This is a genomic window from Trinickia caryophylli (assembly GCF_034424545.1).
Taxonomy (GTDB): Bacteria; Pseudomonadota; Gammaproteobacteria; order Burkholderiales; family Burkholderiaceae; genus Trinickia; species Trinickia caryophylli.
In genome coordinates, this window is sequence record NZ_CP139971.1 from 574,842 (window position 1) to 590,425 (window position 15,584).

The 15,584-nt window shown below is 64.5% G+C and carries 15 protein-coding genes and 1 pseudogene; 5 read left to right on the forward strand and 11 right to left on the reverse strand.

Features of this window, described 5'->3' with window-relative positions; translation table 11 throughout:
- The first annotated feature begins 27 nt into the window (after positions 1-27).
- The gene (argG, locus tag U0034_RS21810) at positions 28-1,365 is read left to right on the forward strand and encodes an argininosuccinate synthase (RefSeq protein WP_085224856.1); all 1,338 of its coding nucleotides are present in this window, start codon (positions 28-30) and stop codon (positions 1,363-1,365) included.
- 85 nt (positions 1,366-1,450) lie between these two features.
- Here the strand turns inward: argG and U0034_RS21815 are convergent, their stop codons facing one another.
- The 3 genes from U0034_RS21815 to U0034_RS21825 all read right to left on the reverse strand — a co-directional run bounded on the left by U0034_RS21815 (position 1,451) and on the right by U0034_RS21825 (position 4,010).
- Positions 1,451-1,876, reverse strand: coding sequence for a hypothetical protein (locus U0034_RS21815; RefSeq protein WP_085224854.1), 426 nt, complete (start codon positions 1,874-1,876; stop codon positions 1,451-1,453).
- 198 nt (positions 1,877-2,074) lie between these two features.
- Positions 2,075-3,379 carry a DUF445 domain-containing protein gene (locus U0034_RS21820; protein WP_158243484.1) on the reverse strand — a complete coding sequence of 435 codons (1,305 nt, stop codon included), beginning with the start codon at positions 3,377-3,379 and terminating at the stop codon, positions 2,075-2,077.
- Between the two features lie 52 nt (positions 3,380-3,431).
- Complete coding sequence (locus U0034_RS21825; RefSeq protein ID WP_085224849.1) at positions 3,432-4,010, reverse strand: GNAT family N-acetyltransferase; 579 nt, start codon at positions 4,008-4,010, stop codon at positions 3,432-3,434.
- A 144-nt stretch (positions 4,011-4,154) separates the two neighbouring features.
- Here U0034_RS21825 and U0034_RS21830 point away from each other — a divergent pair, with 144 nt between their 5' ends.
- Both U0034_RS21830 and U0034_RS21835 read left to right on the forward strand, forming a co-directional pair.
- Positions 4,155-4,541: a YybH family protein gene (locus U0034_RS21830; protein WP_085225454.1), complete on the forward strand. Its 387-nt coding sequence runs from the start codon at positions 4,155-4,157 to the stop codon at positions 4,539-4,541.
- Between the two features lie 78 nt (positions 4,542-4,619).
- Positions 4,620-5,447 (forward strand): isocitrate lyase/PEP mutase family protein, encoded by an 828-nt coding sequence (locus tag U0034_RS21835; RefSeq protein WP_085224847.1) that lies wholly within the window; start codon positions 4,620-4,622, stop codon positions 5,445-5,447.
- Here the strand turns inward: U0034_RS21835 and U0034_RS21840 are convergent.
- Together U0034_RS21840 and U0034_RS21845 are read right to left on the reverse strand one after the other, a co-directional pair.
- Positions 5,442-7,748: a heavy metal translocating P-type ATPase gene (locus tag U0034_RS21840; protein WP_085225451.1), complete on the reverse strand. Its 2,307-nt coding sequence runs from the start codon at positions 7,746-7,748 to the stop codon at positions 5,442-5,444. The genes U0034_RS21835 and U0034_RS21840 overlap by 6 nt on opposite strands.
- Positions 7,749-7,911: 163 nt before the next feature.
- Positions 7,912-8,097, reverse strand: coding sequence for a hypothetical protein (locus U0034_RS21845; RefSeq protein ID WP_139831112.1), 186 nt, complete (start codon positions 8,095-8,097; stop codon positions 7,912-7,914).
- Here U0034_RS21845 and U0034_RS21850 point away from each other — a divergent pair.
- On the forward strand, positions 8,096-8,758 hold the full coding sequence (locus tag U0034_RS21850) for a response regulator (protein ID WP_085224845.1): 663 nt from the start codon (positions 8,096-8,098) through the stop codon (positions 8,756-8,758). The two genes, U0034_RS21845 and U0034_RS21850, sit on opposite strands and share 2 nt — an antisense overlap.
- A complete protein-coding gene (locus U0034_RS21855; RefSeq protein ID WP_085224843.1) occupies positions 8,755-10,170 on the forward strand; it encodes an ATP-binding protein in 1,416 nt (471 codons plus the stop codon). Before U0034_RS21850 ends, U0034_RS21855 begins: the two co-directional genes overlap by 4 nt.
- Here the strand turns inward: U0034_RS21855 and U0034_RS21860 are convergent.
- The 6 genes and pseudogenes from U0034_RS21860 to U0034_RS21880 all read right to left on the reverse strand — a co-directional run bounded on the left by U0034_RS21860 (position 10,125) and on the right by U0034_RS21880 (position 15,560).
- Positions 10,125-10,514 (reverse strand): DUF2917 domain-containing protein, encoded by a 390-nt coding sequence (locus U0034_RS21860; RefSeq protein WP_158243483.1) that lies wholly within the window; start codon positions 10,512-10,514, stop codon positions 10,125-10,127. The two genes, U0034_RS21855 and U0034_RS21860, sit on opposite strands and share 46 nt — an antisense overlap.
- Before the next feature lie 306 nt (positions 10,515-10,820).
- Positions 10,821-11,762: a tyrosine-type recombinase/integrase gene (locus U0034_RS21865; RefSeq protein ID WP_158243482.1), complete on the reverse strand. Its 942-nt coding sequence runs from the start codon at positions 11,760-11,762 to the stop codon at positions 10,821-10,823.
- Positions 11,759-11,899: a site-specific integrase gene (locus U0034_RS29265; protein ID WP_085224837.1), complete on the reverse strand. Its 141-nt coding sequence runs from the start codon at positions 11,897-11,899 to the stop codon at positions 11,759-11,761. Before U0034_RS29265 ends, U0034_RS21865 begins: the two co-directional genes overlap by 4 nt.
- Before the next feature lie 55 nt (positions 11,900-11,954).
- Positions 11,955-12,704: pseudogene (locus U0034_RS21870) on the reverse strand (site-specific integrase); the annotation flags it as partial.
- On the reverse strand, positions 12,701-14,137 hold the full coding sequence (locus U0034_RS21875) for a TolC family protein (protein ID WP_102622888.1): 1,437 nt from the start codon (positions 14,135-14,137) through the stop codon (positions 12,701-12,703). The gene U0034_RS21875 and the pseudogene U0034_RS21870, both read right to left, overlap by 4 nt.
- A 7-nt stretch (positions 14,138-14,144) precedes the next feature.
- Positions 14,145-15,560, reverse strand: a complete 1,416-nt coding sequence (locus tag U0034_RS21880; protein ID WP_176072582.1) for an HlyD family type I secretion periplasmic adaptor subunit — start codon at positions 15,558-15,560, stop codon at positions 14,145-14,147.
- Between the last annotated feature and the right edge of the window lie 24 nt (positions 15,561-15,584).

Genomic DNA, 15,584 nt, shown 5'->3' on the forward strand with positions numbered 1-15,584 from the left:
TCCAGATCTCACTGAACGGTTAGGCTCATGACTACGATTCTCGAATCCCTCCCGGTCGGCCAGAAAGTCGGCATCGCCTTCTCGGGCGGCCTGGACACCAGCGCCGCGCTGCACTGGATGCGGCTCAAAGGCGCCGTGCCGTTTGCCTATACGGCGAACCTGGGCCAGCCCGACGAAGACGATTACGACCAGATTCCGAAACGCGCCATGCAATATGGCGCCGAAAACGCACGGCTCGTCGATTGCCGCGCGCAGCTCGTCGCCGAAGGTATCGCGGCACTCCAATGCGGCGCATTTCATATTTCGACGGCCGGCGTCACCTACTTCAATACCACGCCGATCGGGCGTGCCGTCACGGGCACGATGCTCGTGGCCGCGATGAAGGAAGACGGCGTCAACATCTGGGGCGACGGCAGCACCTACAAAGGCAACGACATCGAGCGTTTCTACCGCTACGGCCTGCTCGTGAATCCCGAGTTGCGGATTTACAAGCCCTGGCTCGATCAGACGTTCATCGACGAACTGGGCGGCCGGGCAGAAATGTCCGAATTCATGCGCAAGTCCGGTTTCGAATACAAGATGTCGGCCGAAAAGGCTTATTCGACCGATTCGAACCTGCTCGGCGCCACTCACGAAGCGAAGGACCTCGAAAGTCTCGAAAGCGGGATCAAGATCGTCAACCCGATCATGGGCGTCGCTTTCTGGCGTGACGACGTTCAGATCGCTCGCGAAGAAGTGACGGTGCGCTTCGAGGAAGGCCGTCCCGTCGCGCTCAATGGCGTCAGCTTTGCCGACGACGTCGAACTGCTGCTCGAAGCCAACCGGATCGGCGGCCGCCACGGCCTCGGCATGAGCGACCAGATCGAAAACCGCATCATCGAAGCCAAGAGCCGCGGCATCTACGAGGCCCCCGGGCTCGCGCTGCTTTATATCGCCTATGAGCGCCTCGTCACCGGCATCCACAACGAGGACACCATCGAGCAGTACCGCGACAACGGCCGGCGTCTCGGCCGCTTGCTCTATCAAGGGCGTTGGTTCGATCCCCAGGCAATCATGCTGCGCGAAACGGCTCAGCGCTGGGTCGCACGCGCGATCACCGGCGAAGTGACGATCGAGCTGCGCCGCGGCAACGACTACTCGATTCTGGCCACGCGCTCGCCGAATCTCACCTATCAGCCCGAGCGGCTTTCCATGGAAAAGGTGGCGTCGACGTTTACGCCGCGCGACCGCATCGGCCAGCTCACGATGCGCAATCTCGACATTACCGATACGCGCGACAAGCTGCGCATCTATTCGCAAGTGGGCCTGCTCGCGCCGAGCGAATCGTCCGCATTGCCGCAGGTGAAGGACGCCAGCGACAAATAAGGCTGGCTTCGAGGCCGATCGCTGTCAATGACGGGCGGTGATTGCACCGCCCGTTTTTTTTGATCGCACCTCAGGCGGCAATGCGTCACCCGCGCCGCCCGAGCAGCCGCCGAGCCAGCCAGAGGCTGCCCGCGAAGACGCCGACGGACACCGCCCACAGAGCCATCACGGGACGCACGAGCTGCCAGAATTGCGCGATTCGCTCCTGGCCGACCGAGGCGACATACGTTTGCTCGTCGTCGGCCGTATGCATGGAAACGACACGGTACATGTAGAACGATACGCAGCGGTCGTCGTCCGGCGGCGAAACCGCCAGCAGCGCCCCCGCCGGCATGCGACGCACGACTTCGCACCGCGGGTCCGACATCGCCTGCACGATCGAGTCGTCGACCGGATGCTCGTAAAGAATGGCCAGCCATGTTGCGCCAATCGCCATTAGCGCGCTGAAGCCAACGGGCTTCAGCCATCCCGCTCGCCTTCGATGCCCGATGCCGGTGCGCGCGTCGCTCATGGGCCCGTCGCCACGCGCATCGTCCCCGCATATTTGCGGGACGTGCCTGTCCAACGCCATTGCCATTGCATGCCCCTGCCCCCTTTTTTTGGTCTCGCCGTGCTCCAATCGCACGACTCACTGGCAAAGCCTAGGCTGCGCTGCCCGCGACGCATTGATTCACGTCAACGCTTCGTGCGCGGGCACCTGTCGCTACGCTCAGCGGTGGCCGATCATGGTCAGCAGATGAATGCCCAGGCCGACGCATCCGCCAACGAGCGTGCCGTTGAGCCGGATGAATTGAAGATCGCGGCCGATGTTGAGCTCGAGCTTTTGCACCACCTCGTGCTCCTTCCACTCCTTCATCTTGCTCGCGATAAACATCGCAAGCTTCGGCCGCAAACCTTCCAGCAAAGGCGGGACCTGGAGCAGGATCTGGTTGTCTATGACGAGCTGCATGCCGGCGTCGTCCTGCAATGTCGCACCGATCGCCGCCACCACGGAGGCAAGCTTCTTCGCGACGATCGAATGATTGCTGCGCAGATCGTCGTTGAGCCAGGTGCTGATGTCCTTCCAAAGAGTATCGACGTAACCTGTCAGCGCATCGTTCGACGCCAGTTGAACCTGGTAGTGGCGAATCTTCTCGCGCAAATCCGGATCCGATTGCAGCCGCTCGATCCAGTTCGCGATGATCCGGTCGAATTCGACCCGCAACGGGTGATCGGGTTGCCGCTCGACTTCCGATAGCGCTTCGCCGAGCATGTCGACCAATTTTTCTATGGCGAACGTGGCCGTCTTGTCTTTCAGCGATCGGAAATAAAGCGGAAGTTTCTCGGCAAAAAAGCGCGCGATGCCGCGTTTGACGCTTGCGTCGTTGGCATATTCGCTCGCCGCGGCGAGCATCTGATCGAGCACCGCCTGATGCCGTCCGTCCTGCGTCAATCCGTGCAAGATACGCCCGCCGAGCGTGGACAGATCGAGCTCGCCGAATCGCCCCGCCAATGCCTTGTGCAAAAAAGCGCGCACGGTGGCGTCGTCGAGCATGGTCAGGCCGTAACCGAGCAGTTTCACGAACATCGCGCCGATCATCTCGGCATGGCGCTCGTCGGCCATCCATCGGGCGAGCCGCGCCGCCGGCTTCGCCTCCTTGATGACCGCCGTGATTCGCTCAGTCGAGAAGAATTCGCCCTGCACGAACTGGCCGAGGTTGTCGGCAATGCGGTCTTTGTTTTTCGGCACGATTGCCGTGTGCGGCACGAACGACAGCCCGAGCGGGTGCCGAAAAAGCGCTGTCACGGCAAACCAGTCCGCCAGCGCACCCACCATCGCGGCCTCGGCGAACGCGCCGATGTAAGCCCACCAGGGGCTGCTCGCACGAAAAACCACCGACATCGCATACAAAAGCGTGACGGCCGCCAGCAAACCGTTCGCTATCCAGCGCATGTGCGCGAGCCGGATCTGCTTGACCTCGTCTTCGGCGCGCGCAAGGCGCGCATACACCGATTCTGCGTATGGCGTGGGCATGATCGAACCATCCGGAGCGTGAATCGTTGAAACCCGTGCCGCGCGGCGCCCGCTACGAGCAGTTGCTTCCCGTGGCCGCGTCCGGCAAGCGGTTCGCGCCATCGCCGAGCGCGCGCTGCATCAGGACGGTATCCACCCAGCGCCCCAGCTTGAAGCCGACCGCCTCGAGCGTGCCGATCCGTTTGAACCCGAGGCTCTCGTGAAGCGCGACGGAACCCGCGTTGGCACTATTGCCGACCACCGCCAGCATTTGCCGCCAAGGGCCCGCTTCGCATTGCGCAACGAGCGCGGCAAGCAGCGCGCGGCCGATGCCGCGCCCCGCCATGCCGGGCGCGACATAGACGGAATCTTCCACCGTAAAGCGATAGGCCGCGCGCGACCGATAGGCGGTGGCATACGCGTAGCCCACGACGCGAGCGTCGAGTTCCGCCACGAGGTGCGGCAGGCCCGCCAGCAAAACAGCTTCGCGGCGCGCGGCCATCTCGTCGACGGACGGCGGCACTTCCTCGAACGTCGAAAGACTGTTGAGCACGTAATGGGCGTAGATGCCCTGCACCGCGGCTACATCGTCCGGTGCCGAGGCGCGGATCCGCACCCCGCCAATGGAATGCGAGAGTTGAACATCTTTCATTCGATACCTTTCCGTTGCTTCGATCTTGGGGGATGGATCCCGGCTCGAGCCCGCATTGTCTCAGATCGGCGCATGCCTTATGCCGCCGGCGCTCGCTTGCTACAATCGGCGCGAACCCTGCCAATGCATCAGGAGGAGACGGCAATGACGGAAGACGAACACGCGATCCGCGCGCTGGTGGACACCTGGATGTCCGCCAGCAAGGCAGGCGATACGCAGACGCTACTCGGCCTCATGACCGACGACATGGTATTCATGACCCCCGATCGGGAGCCGTTCGGCAAGCAGGCGTTCGCCGCCGCCTCGCAAGCCCAGCAGGGCATGCGCATCGAAGGTACCGCCGAAATCCTCGAGTTGCGGGTAGTCGGCGATTGGGCGTTCATGCGCAACCGTATCGATATCCGGGTTTGGCCGCCCGGTACCGCCGAACCGATCAGGCATGCCGGCTACACGCTGACGCTCGCACACAAGAATGCGGCCGGTCAATGGCAGCTCGCGCGCGACGCGAACCTCGTCGGTCCCAAACCGTGAAAGCGCCGTAGTCCGAACGCAGTGCGGGCACGGCTCGCGACGTGCCCTTCCCGCCAATCAAGAAGAAGGAAATATGCCATGGCTCGCTCCCCCGCCAATAAGCGCGCAGTGTTTCGTGCCCTGCATGCGCAAGGCTGCTTCATGTTGCCGAATCCGTGGGATGCCGGCAGCGCCCGCTACCTGCAGCACCTGGGCTTCAAAGCGATCGCGACGACCAGCTCGGGCATCGCATGGTCGACGGGCCAATCCGACAATTCGCTCTCGCGCGATGCGGCGCTCGCCCATCTGCGCACGATCGTCGATGCCACGGATTTGCCCGTCAATGCCGACTTCGAAGACGGGTTCGCCGCCGATCCGGCCGGCGTGGCCGAAAGCGTCAAGCTCGCCGTTGCGACGGGCCTCGCGGGCCTGTCGATCGAGGATTCGCGCAGGGACGCGGCCTCGCCGCTTTATCCGCTCGTAGAGGCCACCGAGCGGATAGCGGCCGCGCGGCAAGCCATCGACGAGACCGGCGGCGACACATTACTGGTCGGGCGCGCCGAGAATTTCGTCGTGGGCGTGAACGACCTCGACGATGCGATTGCCCGGCTTCGCGCCTACGCGGACGCCGGCGCGGATTGCCTCTACGCGCCGGGCCTCCGCACGCGCGAACAGATCGAAGCCGTTGTGGCCGCGGTCGCGCCCAAGCCCGTGAACGTGCTGATCGGCGCCACGTCCGAATTCACCCTGCACGACCTGGCTGTCATGGGCGTACGCCGCGTGAGCGTGGGCGGCGCGCTCGCCCGCGCGGCATGGGGCGCATTCATGCGTGCCGCTCAAACGCTGGCGGCTGGACGATTCGACGGATTCGCGGATGCGGCCTCCGGCGCCGAGCTCGATACGCTGTTCGGCGCGCGCCCCTCATAGCACGAGCGCGGACTCGTCGCCCAGCGCATGAAAGAGTTCGTCCTCCTGCGCGCAATGCAGGCGGACGATCGCATCGAGCCCGTAAAGCAGCCGCTGCAGTTCGCGCACGATGACAGGGTCCGGCCCGCCGGGCGGCAAATCGGCCGTCATCCGGCCCAGCAGCCGCGTGAGACGGAAAATCTCACGATGCATCGCGCTCATCGCCGCCATGGGGTCGTCTCCGCCGAGCAGCTGTGAAAGTTGCGGATACACCTCGACGTCATCGCGGCGCTCATGCGGCACCAGTTCCGCGTCCAGCGCCTGGCTCAATGAAGTCAGTTGTGCCACCGCCTCCCGGCCCGACAATCGCGGCAAGCTGTCCGCCACCGCCGCAATGCGCGCGATGAGCGGGTCGAGCCGCACGTGTTCGCCATGCATGCGGGCCGCATCCGCGCCCGCCAATGTACCGGCGGCAGACCAATCCGCGCCCGGGCGCAATGCGCGTAATGCGTTGACGATGACCGCCACGTCGATCAGCTCCTGCAGCACCGCGCCGGCAATCGGCGTCAAATAGCCGAACAGCGCCACCAGCATCGCCGCGACCGACAATCCCATGCCTGCCGTCACGCTCTCGATTGCGATGCGGCGCGAGCGCCGCGCCGTGCGCAGCGCCTCCACCAGACGATCGAGGCGGTCGACGAGCAGCACGACATCGGCCGCCTCGGATGACGACGCCGCGCCGCGGGCGCCCATCGCCACGCCGACATCGGAAGCCGCCAGCGCCGGCGCATCGTTGACGCCATCGCCAACCATCACCACCACCTTGTCGCGGCGTGCGGCTTCGATCGCGGCCAGCTTGTCGGCGGGCGTTTGCTCCGCATGGACTTCGGTCACGCCGAGCATCGCCGCGACCGTCTCGGCCACGTCGCGCCGGTCGCCGGTCAGCATGACGAGCCGCTCGATTCCGGCTCGCCGCAGCAGGCGCAACGCGCGCGGCGCCTCGAGACGAATCCGATCGGCCAGCTCGATCGCGCCGGCAACGGCGCCATCGACGGCGACGAAGACGGCCGAGACGCCGTCGGACGCAGTGCGCCGCAATATCGCCTGAGCCCAGGGCATGGCAGCGGCACCGGACGATACGTAGGCGTACGAACCAATCGAGACGACACGCCCGTCCACGACGCCCGCTACGCCTGCGCCGGCGCTTTCGCTCACCAGCGACGGCACGGACAGCGGCAGATTGCGCGCACGCGCCGCCATCGCGACGGCTTCCGACATGACATGATTGGATGCCTGGGCGAGCGACGCGGCCAGTCTCAGCACGTCCTCGCTTCGCCAGCCGCTGTCGCAGTCGATCGATACGAGGCGCGCGCCGCCGCTCGTCAACGTGCCGGTCTTGTCGAAAAAGAGCACCCTTGCCACAGCCAGGCGCTCGAGCGCCGCCCCGCTTTTGACGAGCACCCCGCGGCGGGCGCAGCGAGCCAGACCGGAAACGACCGCCACGGGCACCGCCAGGATCAGCGGGCATGGCGTTGCCACGACGAGCACCGCCAACGCGCGCATCGCGTCGCCCGTGACGATCCATCCGGTGCCCGCCAGCAACAGCGTGGCGCCGACGAACGCAAGCGCGTAGCGGTCAGCCAGCCGCGTCGCGGGGCTGCGCTGCGCCTGCGCGCAACGCACCATTTTGACGATGCCCGCGAACGTACTGTCGCGCGCAGTCGCCGTGGCGATCATCTCGAACGGCGCATCCGCGTTGAGTACGCCGCTGCATATCCGTTCGCCGGCCTGCCTGCGCCGCGGTGCCGATTCGCCTGTAATCGATGCTTCGTTCAACTGCGCGGGGCCGGCAAGCGAGCCGTCGACCGGCACGGCTTCGCCGTGACGAACGAGCAGCCGGTCTCCGACGAGTACCGAGTCGAGCTCGACGTCGTACCATTGTCCGTTCTCGAATCGCGTCGCCCGACGCGGGGCACCGCTCAGGAGCGCCGTCATCTCGCGCTGAGCGCGCGCCTCGGCCAGGCCTTCAAGAACGCGTCCACTGCCGAGCATCACCGCGATGACCGAGGCGGTCAACGCCTCGTCGAGCGATATCGCCGCGCCAATGGCGAGTACGGCTACGACGTCCACGCCGAGATCGCCACGCACGAGCGCCCGGCCAACCGACACCAACAGCGCGAGCAGCACAGGCACGGCGCCAGCGATCCAGATCGGTTTCGCCCATTCGGCGTGTTCGAGGACATGGGCGGCCAGGCCCGCCGCCAGGCTCGTGGCAGCCAGAGCGAGCAGCATGCGGTCGGTCAGGCGGGAGAGGTGAGGCATGAACTGACGAATGAGAAATCGTGCGCGCAAAGGTAACGGAAAAGCGGGCGAATCGCGGCACTCGCTGTGGCGCGCCATGCACGGCATTGCATGCATACGCCGGAGCGCGGCGCGCTCGCGGATTTCAGTCTACGAACGAGCGCGGGCGCTGCGTTGACCTGGGTCAACGCAATGCGCACCCGTGCGACGCCAGCCGAGCCGGCACACCGGCACGCTGCCCGCCCGCGTTACACTCGCCACAAAGCCGCATCGTGGCGGCAGGCGCGCCCCCGCCGATCGCCGAAACGATCAGCACGACCCGCACGACCCACGGGCACCCAGGAACAGGATCCATAGGAATACGATTCATGCGCATCTTGCTCGTCGAAGACGACGATCTCATCGGCAGCGGCGTCGAGGCCGGCTTGAAACAGGCCGGCTTTACCGTCGACTGGGCGCGCGACGGCAGGCAGGGCGCCACCGCCCTCGCCACGACCGATTACGAACTGCTCGTGCTGGATCTCGGCTTGCCGAAGCTCGCCGGCATCGAACTGCTGAAAGGCTTGCGCGCACGAGGCAACGACGTTCCGGTGCTCGTGCTTACCGCCCGCGCGACCGTTGCCGACCGCATCGACGGCCTCGCGGCCGGTGCCGACGACTATCTCGGCAAGCCGTTCGACCTCGGCGAACTCATCGCCCGCTGCCGGGCCCCGCTGCGCCGGGCGCACGGCCGCAGCGTCGAGCAGATCCACTACGGCGACCTCACCGTCGACCCGTCCACACTCGCCGTCACGCGCGACAACGAGCGGCTCGCGCTGACTGCGCGCGAATGCACGGTTCTGGTCGAACTGCTGAGCCACCAGGGCATGCCGCTCTCTCGCGCGCGGCTCGAGGAAGCGCTTTACGGGTGGCACCAGGAGATCGAAAGCAATGCGATCGAAGTGCACATTTCGAATCTGCGCAAAAAGCTCGGCCACGATCTGATCAAGACGATTCGCGGAGTCGGCTACCTCATGGAAAAGGCGCCATGACGTTCTCGATTCGCCGCCGCCTCGTGGTGCTGACGCTGCTGAGCGTCGCGCTCGTCTGGATCGTCACGTTCGCAACGAGCTACCGGCAAGCCACGCACGAGGCCAACGAGTGGCAGGATGCACGGCTCGAACAGGCCGCGCAGATGCTGCTCCTGCTCGATGCCGCCGATCTGAAGACGCTCGCCGCGAACGGCACCCTCGACGCAGACGGCGATCGCGCCGAACACGAAGGCCCCCCACTGTTGTTCGAGGTGCGAACGATGGACGGCACGCTCGTCGCCGTCAGCGCGGGCCTCAAACCGACCGAGGTGGAAGAGGCGCTGGCGTCATCGCCCGAAACGAAACCGCATGCATCGCCGCGAGGCAAATGGCGCGTGATGGCGCTGCGCGACGCATCCAGAAACCGGCGCGTACGCGTATTCGAACATGCCAAGCACCGCGGGGACCTCGTCAAAGGCGTCGCGCACCGAATTGCCCGCCCGCTTGCCTTTGCCTTGCCGCTGCTCGCCGTGCTGCTCTGGTTCAGCATCGGCAGCAGCCTCGCGCCATTGAAGGCGCTTTCGGCCGCCATCGGCGCGCGCGACGCCGACAATCTCGAGCCGCTCGATCTGGAGCGCACGCCCACAGAAGCCCGCACGTTGCTCGACGCGTTGAACGGCCTCTTCGCGCGCGTGCGCAAATCGCTCGACCGCGAGCGCGCCTTTACCGCCGACGCGGCGCACGAATTGAAGTCCCCGCTTGCCGCGATCAAGGTGCAGGCCCAAGTCGCGCTGGCCGCACAGGATCCCGACGTGAAGGCGCTTGCCATGCGGCGTGTGGTGGAAGGCGTCGATCGCAGCACTCACCTTGCCGACGAACTGCTGCTGCTCGCGCGCATCGACGAGGCCGTCCTCGCGCCGCTCGAGCGAGTCGACCTCCACGCCGTCGCGCGCCAGTGCCTCACCGTGCGTGAAACCGATGCGCAACGCAAGCACCTGACGATGACGCTGCATCCCGGCGAGCCCGTGGCAATCTATTCGGATGCCGAATTGATCCGCGTCATGCTCGACAATCTGCTCGATAACGCGATCAAATACGGGCGCCCCGGCGGGCGCGTCGAGGTCGACGTTTCGCGTACCGCCGGCAGCGCAAGCCTTGCCGTGCGCGACGATGGTCCAGGCGTCGCGCCGGCCGACCGGGCACGGCTCGGCGACCGCTTTTTCCGTGTCGTTGGTACCGGCCAGCGAGGCAGCGGGCTCGGCTTGTCGATCGTTGCGCGCATCGCGGCCCGCTTCGGCGCCACCGTTCGCTATACGGAAGGCATCGGCGGGTGCGGCCTCGGCGTCACGATCGATCTTCCTGCCACCGCTGCCGAGCATGAGCCTCGTCAAATGCCGAGCGGAAAGCCACCCGCGCCGGCCACCCAGGCCTGAAACCGCGAGAGCCAACGCCGCAGCGGCGCCGCGCGCTGAACATGATGGCTCGTCAGCGTGACGTCGGCTGGCTCGCCACGATCGGTGCCGAGCCAGATCCGGTCGTGGCGCTCGAGGCGGATCAGATCGCCGGGCTGCAGCCAGTAATCGTCGAGGCAGCCCATTCGCGTGAGCCATACGACGCCGGCCTGCACACGCAAATCGCTATCGACGGACATGCGCCAGGCCACCGTGCGATCGGGCGCAATGCTCGCGTGAACGACGATTTTCAGTAACTGCCCGGTGCCGGGCGAGCGGCTCTGGGATAAATCAAAGGACTCGGACTGCGGACTTCTTTCGGTCATTTTTCTCTCCGTCGATTGAGTCGGCAAACGGAGGAAGCCACCAAAAGAAAAAGGCCCCATCCGTTTCCGGGGGGCCTTCGTCATGCATTCGTTTGAACTTCAACGTGCGTACGCCCCCAACGCTGCGCCATGCCAGGCATGCGTCGGGTGATTAATGATTGCGGCGGCGTGAATGGGCGTGTACATGCGCTTGAGTGTCTATGCGGACGGCAGAAATGTCAACGGGTTTTTCCACGACACGATGCGCGAGCAGATGCTTGACAAAGAACTCCTGAAGCAGTGGCGCGACGAGGGCGTGAGTATGTCTCATTCTTCTCCTCCCGAGGTTGCAAACATGGCGAAACGGTCCGAGGCGCCAGCGCGCAATCCCGGGGTGGCCGAGATGTACCAGTAGCTGTCGCTTGGGCTGACGTGACCCAGGTACACAGAGAGGTTCGGAATCAAGTCCCAAACGGGCACCTGCGCGTTGTACCACTGCGTAAGCCGATTCACCGCGAAGGTGTGGCGCAGCGAGTGCAACGTCGGTCGTCGTCCTCCCGGTCGGCGCAAGCCGAGCTTGTCCGTGACGCCGGAGAACCATCGCTCCAGGTATTTCTGATCGAGTTGCTGTCCACGGTCCGTCACGAAGAAGATGTTCGATTGCCTTGCATGGCAGCGGTGGCCACGGCGATCGGCGTACTGCCTCCGGTGATTTACCGTGGTCGGATGCAGAGGTACGATGCGAGACTTCTTGAACTTCGTTTCCCGCACGTCGAGTTGAGGTATTGCGTCGACCAGATGCACATCCAAGACATCGAGGCGCAATGCTTCGCTGATGCGCAATCCGGAACTCGCCGGCAGGCCCAACACCGTGACATAGGCACTTGCACGCAATCCGCCCCGCGGTCTCACGTTTGCCGCCGCCTCCAGAATCGATCGCAGTTGCTCCGCATTCCAGATGAAGGGTGGAGTTCGAATCGGGAATCGCAGGAGGTGGTTGTCGGGGACGGCGGTGGCGGGATCGGTGAGCTGCACAAAGCGTAGGAATCCGCGCAGCGTACCGAGAATAGCAGACTGTGTCTGCGGCGCGCGGGGAACCCGCGTGATCCACGCGAGCGCGTAATCGGCCCGGACAGGCTCACCAGGATGTTCGATGACGTAGTCCCGCACGAATCGCGTCAGTGCGCCGCGGTGGGTTTGCCGGTAGCGCAACGACTCACGACGATCAAGGTATTGGGCAAGCTGATTCTCCAGGTCCCCGGCCTTCATACGTGCTCTCCCGGCCATGGCATGGCGATACGCGAGAGCGCCGGCAGATCAAGCTTCGCGTAGACGGCGGTACTTTGCAGCGATTGATGCCCGAGCACATCGGCGATGCCTTTGAAGCTGGTCCCTTGCCTGAGCATGTTCGTCGCGGCGGCATGGCGAAGCAGATGCGCCGCGCGCTGAAGAAAGGTTAGCTCCGGTCATGGCCCGCCGAACGATCTTAGAGATCGACGACGAGTCCGCGAATGGTCTCCATGGTGGAGTGGCTTCGAGGAAAATAGCCCAGTAAGGCGAGGATCGCCGCTCCCGTTTGATGTAGGCCAGCAGCGCGCGGCCGACGTCGCGGGCCAGCGGCAATTCGCGGTCCCGACGCGACTTGGTGCCTCGGACGCAAATAACGCCGTTGCCCCAGTCGATGTCGTCGAGCGTGAGCTTGGTCACTTCGGCGATCGACCTCATCGGTCGACAGGCACGCCGGCAGCGTAGCGTGACGCCAGCGCCGGACTCGCGGTATGGCGCCCGCGAGCGCGGGTGCGCCCCCCCCTTGACGGCGAGGAAGCGCAGCATGGCCCGCAGCGCGACGAATAGCGCATTCGACGGCCGTCGTGTCGTCGATGAAAGCTCGTGGCATGCATACGCGCGAAGCGCATCCGCTGACAGGTGCTGCCATTGCAGTGGAGCGTCCGAAATCCATTCGTGCAGGAAGTGCCTCACGAACCGGACATACTTCCGGCGTGTGCCGCCCGCCAGACCGCGGACGGTGTCGAGGAAAGCATCGAACTCATCGAGAAACTGAGCGACTTCAGCGCTTGGCGCCGGAAGCGCTTTGGGGGTAGGCCTGCTTGACCGTGGGCGCAACTGTGACATTCTTCTTGTCCTGCCGGCCACGCGCTGCCCCGACCGGAGTCCGCAGCTGTAGGACTTATTTCCCAACAACGGGATCATGGATGTTCGCCGTCGAGGCTCCACATCCCAAGCCTGCCTAGCGTCGCAGCCAATTGAAGACGCGCCGTTCTCCAGTCGGTCAGCGCTTGAATCCGTTGCCGCTTTGCGCCGGCGAGCGCTGATTGGGAATTGAGGAGCTCGAGAATACTCCCAACGCCGGCTTGGTAGCGCCGCATGGCCACGTCATGCGAGCGTTGCGACAACGCGAGTAACGTCGCGCTATGACCGAGGGCGTCCGTCGCGCCCTTGACCGAGTGATATCCGCGCCAGACGTCAAGGCTGACCTGCTGGCGAACTTCGTCGAGCGAATCAAGCTCCAGCTCGGCTTGCGCATGGGCTTGCTTCACCTGATACGAACGAGAAAACCCTTCGAAGATAGGAATGGTGAGCTGCAGTCCCACGTACCATTCTCGATGCGTTGCCGGCAGCGGCGGGAAGCCTGACTGAAGGCTCGTCGGTTGGTTATTGAAGTTGTACTGGCCAACCAAGCTTACGCGTGGCAACCCCTCTGCGCGAACCTGGGCTGCCTTTGCGTGCGCTGCCCGTACTTTCGAGCTTGCAGCCTTCACGCCTGGCGCGTTCCGCAATGCGACATCAATCAGCGCGTCGACCGATTCCGCAAATGCCGTATCGGGCATCACGCCGTCACTGACATCCGGCAACTTGATTGCCGTCGTAGGGGCGAGACTCATATCGGACGCGAGCGTACCCTGCGCGGCTTGCCACTCAATTTCCGCCCGCGTCCTATTCATAACCGCCTCCGCATAGGCGGTCTGCGCTTGCAATTGGTCGCTGATTGCGGCAACGCCCTTATTCACGCGCGCGGCCGCGGCCTTCGCGCTCGAATGGGCCGTTTGCTCCACCTCTCGCGCAGAGGTCAGTGCCCCTTGCGCCGCCTGAGCCGCGTAAAAATCCCTGGCGACTGTCGCAAACACGGTTTGCAGCGTTGCAAGCTGGTTGGCCTGGGCCGCCGCCAACAATTCGGCCGCGCCGCGTAACCCGGCTGATCGTCCACCGAAGTCATACAGCACCCAGCTCAGTGATACGTTCGCGCTTTGCAGGTTGGTCCGATAGCTGGAGTCAAACCGTGGGTAGCCTTTGACACGATTATTCGTAACGTCATGCGTACCTTGCCAGCTGCCGTTCAATGTCGGTAAAAACGCCGCTCGCGCTTGCCCTACCGCGGCAGCCTGAATTTTCACGTTCGCCCAAGCCAAGCGCGTTTTCGCATGACTGCACATCGCCCGCTCGACGACATCTTGCAAGCGCAGCGGGTTCGGCAGCTCACCGAACTTACATATTCTTCCGTTCAACATGTCCGCAGCCGGCGTTGTCGACACGGAGCGCTCCGCAAGCAGCGGATCGAATGCTCGCGCCGGCATCGAACCCGCTATCGCCAGACACCCACCCAGCATTGCAACGAACGCCATCATGCTCCGCCTAACGTTCACGCAAGCTCTCCTGGGCAGTTTTCATTACCGGGTCGAGGAAATAGCTTGCGACGCTACGCTTGCCGGTCTTGATCTCCGCGGTCACGGCCATACCCGGCGTGAGATTGACCCACGTACCGTTTGCGCGGATTCGGTTCGTCGCAAGCCGGACGCGCACCGGAAACGTCAGGCCGCGCCGGCGATCGTGCGCTGCATCGTTCGATATGGCTTCGACCGTGCCGGCCAGGTAGCCGTAACGCGTGTACGGAAACGCCTCGACTTTGACGGTCACAGGTTGCCCGGACTTGACGAAGCCGATGTCCTTATTCTCGATGCTCGCTTCGACCTCGAGCGTGTCGTCCGGCACCACGTCCATGACGGGCGACGCGGCGGTGGCTACGCCGCCGAGCGTATGAATCCGCAACTGCTGAATGGTGCCGTCGACAGGCGTGGTCAGGCTCAGCAGTTTCTGCCTCGTATCCGCCTTCGTCTCGTCCTTGCGGCTTTGCGCCAGCTGCTGAGTCGCCTTTTCGAGCAGTTCCATCTGCTGACGCCGGAACTGAGACGTCGTCGCGGCGATTTCGGCGCGCTGCTGCGCAATCGCGGCCGTGAGCTCCTGCGAGCGGCTGCGCTGGGCCGCGAGCTCATGCTCCTGGCTAAGCGCCGTTTGCTCCTTGTCCAGGTATTCGGTCTTGGCCACGTACTTGTCGGCGGACAGTGACTCGTAATCGTTCGCCTGCTGCCTTGCGAGCGGCGCGGTCAAGGCAAGCCTGGCGATGTGCTGCCTGGTCGTCGCGAGTTCTGCCTCACGCTTGCGCAGTTCCGCTTGCGCGCTGCTCAGGCGGTCCCGGTACTCGACGTAGAAGCTTTCCGCGACGCGCTGAGCTTGGAGCGATTGCGATTCGCTCGCGCCGTCGACCTTGTCGAGCATCGGCATCTTGGCCTGCTCCTGCGCGGCCAGCAGCGCCCGCGATCGTTCGGCGGTAAGGGCAGCGTCGACGCGGCTTATGCGCGCCTTGTCGGCGTCCGCCGCAGCTTGGGTCGTGTCGAGCTCCATCAGCAATTGTCCCGCCTGCACACGTTGGCCGTCGCGCACCAGAATGCGGCGCACGACGCCCGTTAGCGCGGGTTGAATGGTCTTCACCTGTTCTTTCGGAATCAGCTTGCCGGGCGCTACCGCGACAATGTCGAGTCGGCCGATCAACGCAACCACGACGATCAGAGCGCCAAGAATTACGATGATGCGCATCGTCCACATCGGCAGCGGATGCACCGGCGATTCGACGAGTTCAAGATGTGCGGGCAAGAAGGCCCGTTCGTGCGACTGCCGCGGCGGTGTATCGAGGGTATGGCGAATCCGCCATGATTCGCGGAACACCGCAGCGTAGCGCGCAATCAGCGCGCCGAGCGCTTGAATTTTCAGCATGATCAGTTGCTGCTGTAGAAGATG